8 protein-coding genes are annotated in these 8,891 nt (G+C 66.8%); all 8 read right to left on the bottom strand.

Going from position 1 to position 8,891, the window contains the following annotated elements; translation table 11 throughout:
- Nucleotides 1–175: 175 nt before the first annotated feature.
- The gene (locus tag G3I17_RS38405; protein ID WP_343238557.1) at nucleotides 176–658 is read right to left on the bottom strand and encodes a hypothetical protein; all 483 of its coding nucleotides are present in this window, start codon (nucleotides 656–658) and stop codon (nucleotides 176–178) included.
- A gap of 13 nt (nucleotides 659–671) precedes the next feature.
- Complete coding sequence (gene dapB, locus G3I17_RS38400) at nucleotides 672–1,418, bottom strand: 4-hydroxy-tetrahydrodipicolinate reductase (protein WP_164604186.1); 747 nt, start codon at nucleotides 1,416–1,418, stop codon at nucleotides 672–674.
- Between the two features lie 55 nt (nucleotides 1,419–1,473).
- On the bottom strand, nucleotides 1,474–3,303 hold the full coding sequence (locus tag G3I17_RS38395) for a hypothetical protein (protein ID WP_164604184.1): 1,830 nt from the start codon (nucleotides 3,301–3,303) through the stop codon (nucleotides 1,474–1,476).
- Nucleotides 3,304–3,401: 98 nt separating this feature from the next.
- Nucleotides 3,402–4,403: a dipeptide ABC transporter ATP-binding protein gene (locus G3I17_RS38390; RefSeq protein WP_164604182.1), complete on the bottom strand. Its 1,002-nt coding sequence runs from the start codon at nucleotides 4,401–4,403 to the stop codon at nucleotides 3,402–3,404.
- On the bottom strand, nucleotides 4,403–5,416 hold the full coding sequence (locus tag G3I17_RS38385) for an ABC transporter ATP-binding protein (RefSeq protein ID WP_164604180.1): 1,014 nt from the start codon (nucleotides 5,414–5,416) through the stop codon (nucleotides 4,403–4,405). Before G3I17_RS38385 ends, G3I17_RS38390 begins: the two co-directional genes overlap by 1 nt.
- A complete protein-coding gene (locus G3I17_RS38380) occupies nucleotides 5,413–6,306 on the bottom strand; it encodes an ABC transporter permease (RefSeq protein WP_164604178.1) in 894 nt (297 codons plus the stop codon). The genes G3I17_RS38385 and G3I17_RS38380 overlap by 4 nt, the downstream gene beginning before the upstream one ends.
- Nucleotides 6,299–7,225, bottom strand: coding sequence for an ABC transporter permease (locus tag G3I17_RS38375; protein ID WP_164604176.1), 927 nt, complete (start codon nucleotides 7,223–7,225; stop codon nucleotides 6,299–6,301). Before G3I17_RS38375 ends, G3I17_RS38380 begins: the two co-directional genes overlap by 8 nt.
- Entirely contained in the window at nucleotides 7,222–8,835 is a 1,614-nt protein-coding gene (locus tag G3I17_RS38370; protein ID WP_343238556.1) for an ABC transporter substrate-binding protein, read from the bottom strand. Before G3I17_RS38370 ends, G3I17_RS38375 begins: the two co-directional genes overlap by 4 nt.
- Nucleotides 8,836–8,891 lie beyond the last annotated feature (56 nt).

Below are 8,891 nucleotides of genomic sequence, written 5' to 3'. Positions count from 1 at the left end.
CCACACCGCGTTGTCAGGCCACACTGTGCCGTTGCCAGCCAACTCACAGGAAACTCACGGCTACCCCTCGGTAGGGATGCACCCCGGCCTGCCCGCCCGCCCTCGGCACGTCTCAGGGGTTAACCCCGCAGACGGTGGGTTGCCCCGTGAGAATCTCGCTAGGCAACCCACCGTCTCAGGGGTTAACCCCTGAGACGGTGCGCGGTGGGTTGGGGCCGCTGGCGTTGTGGTTCGCGATCGCCGTGCGCATCGAGGCGCGTGCTCGCTTACGGTCACCTGCCGCGTCGTACGCGGTCGACAGTCTGAACCAGACCCGCCAGTCGCCGGGCGCGGCCTCGGCTTCTTCCTTGTACTTCGTGAAGGCGGTGTCCGCGGCGGCCCGGTCGATCCGTCCCGACGGCCGTCGCGGCAGGTCGTCGACGGGCAGCCCGCCCGACTCGGCCAGCTCGCGCGCGAGCAGCTCGGTCTGCCGGCCGAACTGGAGTTCGCGCCAGACCAGGTACAGCCCGACGAGCGGGATCACGAGCACCGCGGTCCCGAGCCCGATCGCCACCGGATCGCCCGTGCCGATCAGGAGCACTCCACGCCAGCCGAGCAGACCGGCGTACGCGACGAAGACGACCGCGATCACTGCTACCGCACCCTTTGGATTCAACACAGTGGGGACATTTTCAGCTGAGGTCCATGAAGTGCTCCAGGCCGATGGTCAGCCCGGGCGCATCCGCGATCTTCCGTACGCCGAGCAGCACGCCGGCCATGAACGACTCGCGATCAATCGAGTCGTGCCGGATCGTCAGCGTCCCGCCGACGTCACCGAGCAGGACCTCCTGGTGCGCGACGAGCCCGCGCAACCGGATGCCGTGGATGCGGATCCCCTCGATGTCGGCTCCACGCGCTCCCTCGATGCCGGTGCTGGTGGCGTCCGGGATCGGGCCCGAGCCGGCTTCGCGGCGGGCTTCGGCGATGAGTTGCGCGGTGCGCTGCGCAGTACCGGACGGTGCGTCGACCTTGTCCGGGTGGTGCAGCTCGATGATCTCGACCGATTCGTAGTACGGCGCGGCCTTGGCGGCGAACTGCATCATCAGCACGGCGCCGATGGAGAAGTTGGGGGCGATCAGCACACCGGTGCCGGCGCTCGCGTCGAGCTGCGTGCGCAGGGTCGCCAGGCGGTCCTCGGTGAAACCGGTGGTGCCGACGACGGCGTGGATGCCGTGCTCGATACACCAGCCGAGGTTGTCCATCACGACCTCGGGCCGGGTGAAGTCGACGACCACCTCGGCGCCCGCATCGGTCAGCCCGGACAGCTCATCACCCTGGTCGAGCGCCGCGACCAGCTCCAGATCGTCGGCGGCCTCCACGGCCTGGCACGTCTGAGCGCCCATCTTTCCCTTGGCACCCAGCACCGCAACCTTGATCATCCGTACCCTTTCCTAGCGCGCGACCGTCCTGGGCAAGGATCTCACTGGGGTGTCGTCAGGGGTTATGGAGGGCCAGTTCGGCGGTCGGGACGTAGACCTGCAGGTTCATGATCGTGGCCGGCGGGGCGATCAGCATGTAGTCGGCCTTGAAGTCCAGGCCGCAGGTGCGCAGCGCGTCGACGTCGAGCTGGGTGACTCGCCGGTTGAAGATCAGCAACGGCGGGCGGTCGCCAGGTCTGGGCTGCCTGCCGGAACAGACCTCGGTGATACCGGCTGCTGTGCGCTGACGTTCTTTCGGGGAGGTCCAGGCCTCGCCGAACGGACGGCCGCGCAGCAGGAAGACGATGCCGGCCATCTTGTCGAAGCCGATGATCGGGCGGCCGGACGGCGAGGTGTACGGCATCAGGAGCTGGTCGAGCGCTTGGTAGTCCTTGGCTGTGTCCGCGGTCAGCTTGAGTTCACCGAGTGGCTTGAGACTGGTCGCGGTGGTGAGGTCCCGGTGCGGCGCGGATCGGTAGGGGTTGAGGATCAGACCGCCGTACGAGATCGCAGCGACGGCCACCAGCGCAGCGACGGTGACGAGGGAAACCGTCGTACGGGCGACGACCGGGGCTTTGTCGATGCTGGTCACGACGGCGATCATCAGCGCCGCCCACGCGGCGAAGGCGTCGAAGCCGATCATGTAGAGCGCGGTATTGGTACCGAAGGCCTGGACGATCGGAAACACAGTCAGCACCGTGAGGATGACCCAGGTACGAAGGTTCTCCTTGCCTCCCGACCATTGCTTGGTGATCAGGGCGGCGATGGTGGTGACGACGGCGACCAGTACCGCCGCCAGCAGGACGATCTGGAACTTTCCGTTGTTCACGGCGCCGCCGCCCAGCCCGTCCTGGTCGATGGCTCGGACGATCGACAAGACGAGGGTGGCCGCGACGAGCAGCCAGGCGGCGATCCGTAGTACCGGACGCCGGGCGACTACGGCGAAGGCTGCGGCGACGAGAAGCAGGACGTGCTGCTCGAAGGTCTGGCCGACCAGCTTGCTGCCGGTCCTCCAATACATCTCCAGCAGGCTGGACGGGCTGTAGGAGTTGCCGGCGATGAAGCGGTTGACCGCCTGGATGCCGGGGATCACGGTGGTCAACGGGGCCACCAGGAGGTGCACAGTGGCCGCGACCACGACCACCCCGGCCAGCGCCCAGACGATCCCTCGGGCAACTGCTTCCGCGCCCTGGGCGCTCAGGACGACGATCGCGGCGGCGATGATGACGGTCAGTACGACGACCGACGACCACTTGGCCAGCACCATCGTGCCCATCACCAGCCCGGCCAGCGTGAAGGCCCAGATCGGCGGCTTCCGGTCGCGCTCGATGGCAGTCGCGACCCAGAGTACGCATGACAGCACCGTGAGCGAACCGAGCAGGATGACGTCGTTGTACGCCGGGCTGGTCGGCAGCCAGCTGTAGTTCATGCCGCCGGCCGCGAGGATCACCATGATCCCGGTGGCTTCCCACAACCTGGTCTTCGGCGCTTCCGGGCGGCGCACGCGCAACCAGCGCATGAAACTCCAGCCGAAGAACAGATGCCCGGCGATCAGGGTCACCAGCCGGAAGATGCGCAGGTGCACGATGTCCCAGTGCAGCAGCTCGAAGATCGGGCCGTAGATGTACTGGATCCCGGTCAGCGCGAGCGGATTGCCGCTCCACCACCGGTACGACAGCAGGTAGTAGCCCTCGTCGGTGATGTCGAACCCGTAGCGCACTGTCCGCGCAGCCGTGACGATCCAGGTCAGACTCACCGCAGTAGCCACCACGAGCAGCACGATGAGGAGACCGCGGTGACGCACCGCGACCGTCTCATTGCTCTTGGCAACCACTTTGTCGCTCACCGCCGAAGCTTAGACGGCTCGGCGCCGCGAGGCACGCCCGCGATTGCGCATCAGTTGATCGTTCCACTCCGGAGCGAGCGTGGTGCCGGCGTGGGTATTTATCTGAGGGCTGTGGAGTAGGTGGTTTGGGCGTCTTCGGCGAAGTGGCAGGAGACTGTTTGGCCGGAGGGGATTTCGCGGAGTTCGGGAACCTCGACGGAGCAACGGGCTTCGGCTCGGAGGCAACGGGTGTGGAAGCGGCAGCCTGATGGCGGCGAGACCGGGGACGGCGGGTCGCCGGCGAGGACGATCCGCTTGCGGCCCTGGCGGGCAAGGCCGGGCTCGGCCGACAGCAAGGCTTGCGTATAAGGATGAGCCGGCACGTCGTACACCTGGTGGTGCTCGCCCAGCTCGGCCACCCGTCCGAGGTACATCACCGCGACCCGGTCGGACACGTGCCGCACCACCGACAAGTCGTGCGCGACAAAGATGAGGCTGAGCCCCAGCTCCCGCTGCAACCGCATCAACAGGTTGACCACCTGCGCCTGAACGGACAGATCAAGCGCCGAGACGGGCTCATCGCACAGCAGTACATCAGGGTTCAGCGCAATGGCCCGGGCGATCCCGATCCGCTGCCGCTGGCCACCCGAGAACTGGTGCGGGAACCGCGTCTCGTCCTCAGCCCGCAACCCGACGAGCTCGAGCAACTCCCGCACTCGCGAACGATTGTCCTTACCTCTGGAAACATCCGGATGTACTTCCAGCGGCTCGGCGATGATCTCCCCGACCCGCATCCGCGGATTCAGACTCGAGTACGGATCCTGGAAGACCACCTGTACGTTCCGACGCCACCGCCGAAGCTCCCGGCCACCCATCTTGCTGACATCGGCGCCGCCATAAAGCACCGACCCCGCCGTCGGCTTCTCCAGCGCGGCGAGCAGCCGGACCAGCGTCGACTTCCCGCATCCCGACTCGCCGACGATCCCGAGCGACTCGCCACGACGCAGTACCAGGTCCACCCCGTCGACCGCCCGCACGACAGTCTTCTGGCCGAAGGAGAACGCCGGGCTGATGTCGTAGTGCTTCACCAGATCCGTTGCCACCAGCAACTCGTCGGCCATCAGACCGCCTCCTGCACAGGGATCGACGTACGGCGGATACAGGCGGCGTCTCGCCCGGGCGCGACCGTCAGCAACGGCGGTACCAGTACGGCGCAGTCCTCGATCGCGTGCGGGCAGCGCGTCCGGAAGGCGCACCCGGACGGGACGGCGCGCAGCGACGGCGGCGTACCAGGGATCGTCGGCAACTCCTGACCCTTCAGGTCAGCCGACGGCATCGAGCCCAGCAGCCCTTCTGTATAAGGGTGAACAGGACGCTCAAGCGCGTCAGCAGTGGCAGCCCGCTCGACCACGTGCCCGGCGTACATCACCACCACGTTGTCGGCGACGTCGGCGACCACCCCGAGGTCGTGTGTGATCAGCACGACGCCCATGTCCCGCTCAGCCTGCAGATCCTCGATCAGCTCCAGGATCTGCGCCTGCACGGTGACGTCCAGCGCGGTCGTCGGCTCATCAGCGATCAGCACGTCGGGATCGAGCGCGAGCGCCATCGCCAGCATCACCCGCTGCCGCATCCCACCGGAGAACTCGTGCGGATAATCGTGGACCCGTTTGGCCGCCGCCGGAATGCGCACCTGATCGAGCATCTCCGCCGCGCGTTTCATCGCATCGGACTTCGACATCCCACGATGCACCCGATAGCACTCGGCGATCTGCTTGCCGACCGACTGCACGGGATTCAAGGCCGACAGCGAATCCTGGAACACCATGGTGATCCGGTCACCGACGATCTTCCGTCGTTCCTTCACAGTCATCGCGATCAGATCTTCACCCCGGTACTTCGCGGTGCCGGACACGATCCGCCCCGGCGGCATCTCCAGGATCCCGGTCAGCGCCTGGGTCGAAACGCTCTTGCCCGACCCCGACTCCCCAAGGATGGCCAGCGTCTCGCCGGCCCGGACCTGCCAGGACACGCCGTCGACGGCCCGGACCCGACCGTGCGGGGTGTCGAACTCGACGCTCAGGTCGTCGACCTTCAGCAGTACTTCGCCCAGCTTCGGGCTGTCCTGGGTCATCGCATCAGTTTCGGGTCGAGTGCGTCGCGGATCGAGTCGCCGATGATCATGAAGGAGATCGTCATCGTCGAGATGAACAGCGCCGGCCAGATGAACAAGTGAGGGGTGTCCCGGAACGACGCCGCGACGCCGAACTGCGAACCCCAGGAGATCGACGGCGGCTGCAACCCGACGCCGAGGAAGGTCAGGATCGCCTCCAGCCCGACCAGCCCGCCGACGCCCAGGGTCGTTGTCGCGAGCAACGGCGCCATCGCGTTCGGGAAGACGTGTTTGCGCAGGATCCGCAGCGGCGGTACGCCGATCGACCGCGCGGCCAGGACGAACTCGCGGTTGCGCACGGAGAAGACCGTCGAGCGCATCAGCCGCATGCCGAGCGGCCAGGAGGTCAGCAGGATGACCCCGACGATGATCCAGATGCTCCGGTCCGGCACCGAGTTGAGGACGACGATCAGGGCGATCAACCCGGGTAGCGCGAACAGCACGTCCGCAGTACGGGAGATCAGGTTGTCGACGAAGCCCGGGAAGTACCCGGCGAGCAGGCCGAGGACGGCTGCGATGAGGAAGCCGCCGAGGCTGGCCACAACGCTGACCAGGACCGACGGTCGCGCGCCGTAGATGACGTTGGCGAAGTAGTCGCAGCCCTGGATGTCGAAACCGAACGGGTGCCCAGGCTCGCGGCCGCGCTGCGATTTGCCCAGCTCGCAGAACCGCGGATCGACCGAGGCGAAGATCCGCGGCACCGCGGCCATCAGGAAGAACGCGAACACGAGCAGCGTGCAGAGCACGAACTGCGGTTTGCGCAGCAGCGCCCGCAGCAGTTCGCGGTTGGACAGCGTCTGGCCGCCGAGGTCTTCGGTCTCGGCGGCCAGGATCTGCTGGGTCTCAGACATTGCGCACCCTCGGATCGATCGCGCCGTAGATGATGTCGACGAGCAGGTTGACGGCGATGAACATCACGAACGCAAGCGTGGACAGCAGCACCACCACGCCGCCCTCCTTCAGCTTGATCGCCTGGAACATGAACTGGCCGAGCCCGGGCAGGTTGAAGATGCTCTCGGCAAGCAAGGCGCCGGCGAAGATGCCACCGACGTCGACCCCCATGAAGGTCACCATCGGCAGCAACGCGTTGGGCAGCACGTGACCCCACAGGATCCGCTGCTCCCCCAGCCCCTTGGCCCGCGCGGTCTTCACGAAGTCCGCGTTCGCGGTCTCCACGATCGACGTCCGGGTCAGCCGGGCCAGGCCGGCGAACCCGGTCAGGCCGATACACAACGCGGGCAGCAGGTACGACGTGGGATAGCCGTGCGCGATCCCCGATACCGGCAGCCATTTCAGCTCGACGCCGAACACGTACTGCGCCGCGAAGTACACCACCAGCAGCGGTACCGCGAGGATGAAGAGCGTCGCGAGCAGGAGCACCCGGTCGACGGCTCCGTTGCGCTTGAATCCGGCGTACAGGCCGAAGAGCAGGCCGGCGATCCACTGGATCACCAGGCCCGTCAAGGCCAGCTTGAGCGTCACCGGGATCCGCAGCTGCAGCTGCGCGGCGATGTCGGCGCCGGCGAACGTCGTCCCGAAGTCGCCGGTGAGGATGTCCTTCATCGACAGCAGGTACTGCACGATGAAGGGATCGTCGAGATGGAACTGGGCCCGCTTGGCCGCCATCACGGCGGCCGGGATCGGCTTGTCACCGGCCAGTTCCCGCAGGGGGTCCCCAGGCATCGCGAAGACGAGCGCGAAGACCCCCAGCGTGACGATCACCCCGATCGGCACCGCCGCCATGACGCGGCGCAGTACGAACCGGGTCACTTGAACGTGGCGTAGAGCGCCTGGACGCCGGTGTACTTCGACACCCGCGGCTGGATCTTGGCTGAGTGCAGGTAGGCGTTCTGCTTGGCGTACAGCGGGAGCAGCGGCATGTCCTCCAGGGCGATGTCCTCGGCCTGCTGGTACAGCTTGATCGCGGCCTCCGGGTTCGACTGTGCGTCGCCCTGGGCGAGAAGGTCGTCCAGCTTGGGATTGCTGTAGTGGGCGAAGTTCGCGTCACCGGTGGTCTTGAACATCGGCGTCAGGTAGTCCTCGATCGAGGGGTAGTCGTGCCCCCAGCCGCCGAGCCGCAAGCCGTCGAGCTTGCGCTGTTGCGCCAGCTCGGTGAGCTCGGATCCCGTCTTGCCGGTGTACTTGACCTCGAGGCCGAGGTTCTGCCGGATCATGTTGCCGATCGCCTCCGCGTACAGCTGACCGGTCGCCGACGTGGTGTTGTAGTTGATGTTCACCGCGCCGGGGAAGCCGCCTGCCTCGGCCAGCAACGCCTTGGCCTGGGTGACGTCGAAACCGCAGTACTTGCAGGCGTCGGCGCGATAGCCGTCGATGTCGGGCGAGATCAGCCCGTTCGACGGGGTGGCCAGGCCGACCAGGCCGGCCAGCGCCTTGCGGTCGATCGCCAGCGAGAACGCGTGCCGCAGCTTGGGGTTCTTGTACCGCTGGTCCCAGGCGGGCATCACCAGGTAGTTGGCGCCGGAGCTCTCACCGGTCACCCAGCCGTCCGGAGCGTCGGTCTTGAAGGTCTTCATCTTGGTCGCCGGGACATCGACGAAGTCGACCGTGCCGGCCAGGAACTCGTTGTACGCCGTGTCGCCGTTCGGGATGAAGCGGAACGTGATCGCGTCTGCCTCGGGCGCGTTCGGGCCCTTGTACCCGTCCCACTTGGCCAGCTTGATGTCGCCGCCGGCGCTCCAGTCACCGTCCAGCTTGTACGCGCCGTTGCCGATCGGCTTGCGCTTGTAGGCATCGGGGTCCTTGCGAACCTCTTCGGGCAGCGGCGCCAGACCGAGGTACTGCAGGGTCAGGCCGAACTGCGAGAAGGGCACCTTGAGCTTGACCGTGAAGGTGAGGTCGTCGACCTGCTTGAGGCCGCTCAGCGCCTTCACCGAGGTCGGCTTCGGGGTGGCGCCCTCGGGCGTCGGCGGGTTCAGCGCGTCGTAGCCCTCGACCTTGGCGAAGAAGCCGTTGTTGTCCCAGGCGTTCGCGCCCTCGGCGGTCAGGTTCCAGCTGTCGACGTAGTCCTTCGCGGTCAGCGGCTGGCCGTTCTGGAAGCTGTTGCCGGCCTTCAGCTTGATCGTCCAGGTCTGGCTGGTCTTGTCCGGGGTGACCGAGTCGCCCATCACGTTGACGACCTTGCCGGTGTTCGGGTCGGTGGCCACCAGCGGGGCGAACATCGCCTGCGCCACCTGGATGCCCGGGCTGCTGTTCTCGTTCAGCGGGTTGATGAAGTCGAGCGGATCCGCGGCCAGCGCGATCACCTCACTCTTGGCCCCACCGGCTCCCGAGCCGTTGCCACTGCCCTTGCCGTCACCACAGCTGCTCAGCACCAGGGCGAGACCGAGCGTCACCCCCAGAACACCAGTGACACGTCGCACGTCGAACCAACTTCCTCGGCGGAGGGCCGGTAGGCGGAATAGCCGCCATGTTGGCC

It is taken from the genome of Streptomyces sp. SID13031, assembly GCF_010548305.1.
Classification (GTDB): Bacteria; Actinomycetota; Actinomycetes; order Propionibacteriales; family Kribbellaceae; genus Kribbella.
Note: the sequence above shows the minus strand (reverse complement) of the source record. Positions and strands in the feature narration are given on the sequence as shown.

Excerpts from the sequence above, each read along its gene's own strand:
- G3I17_RS38380 (WP_164604178.1), bottom strand. The coding sequence starts at position 6,306 with ATGTCTGAGACCCAGCAGATCCTGGCCGCCGAGACCGAAGACCTCGGC.
- G3I17_RS38390 (WP_164604182.1), bottom strand. The coding sequence starts at position 4,403 with ATGGCCGACGAGTTGCTGGTGGCAACGGATCTGGTGAAGCACTACGAC.
- G3I17_RS38385 (WP_164604180.1), bottom strand. The coding sequence starts at position 5,416 with ATGACCCAGGACAGCCCGAAGCTGGGCGAAGTACTGCTGAAGGTCGAC.
- dapB (WP_164604186.1), bottom strand. The coding sequence starts at position 1,418 with ATGATCAAGGTTGCGGTGCTGGGTGCCAAGGGAAAGATGGGCGCTCAG.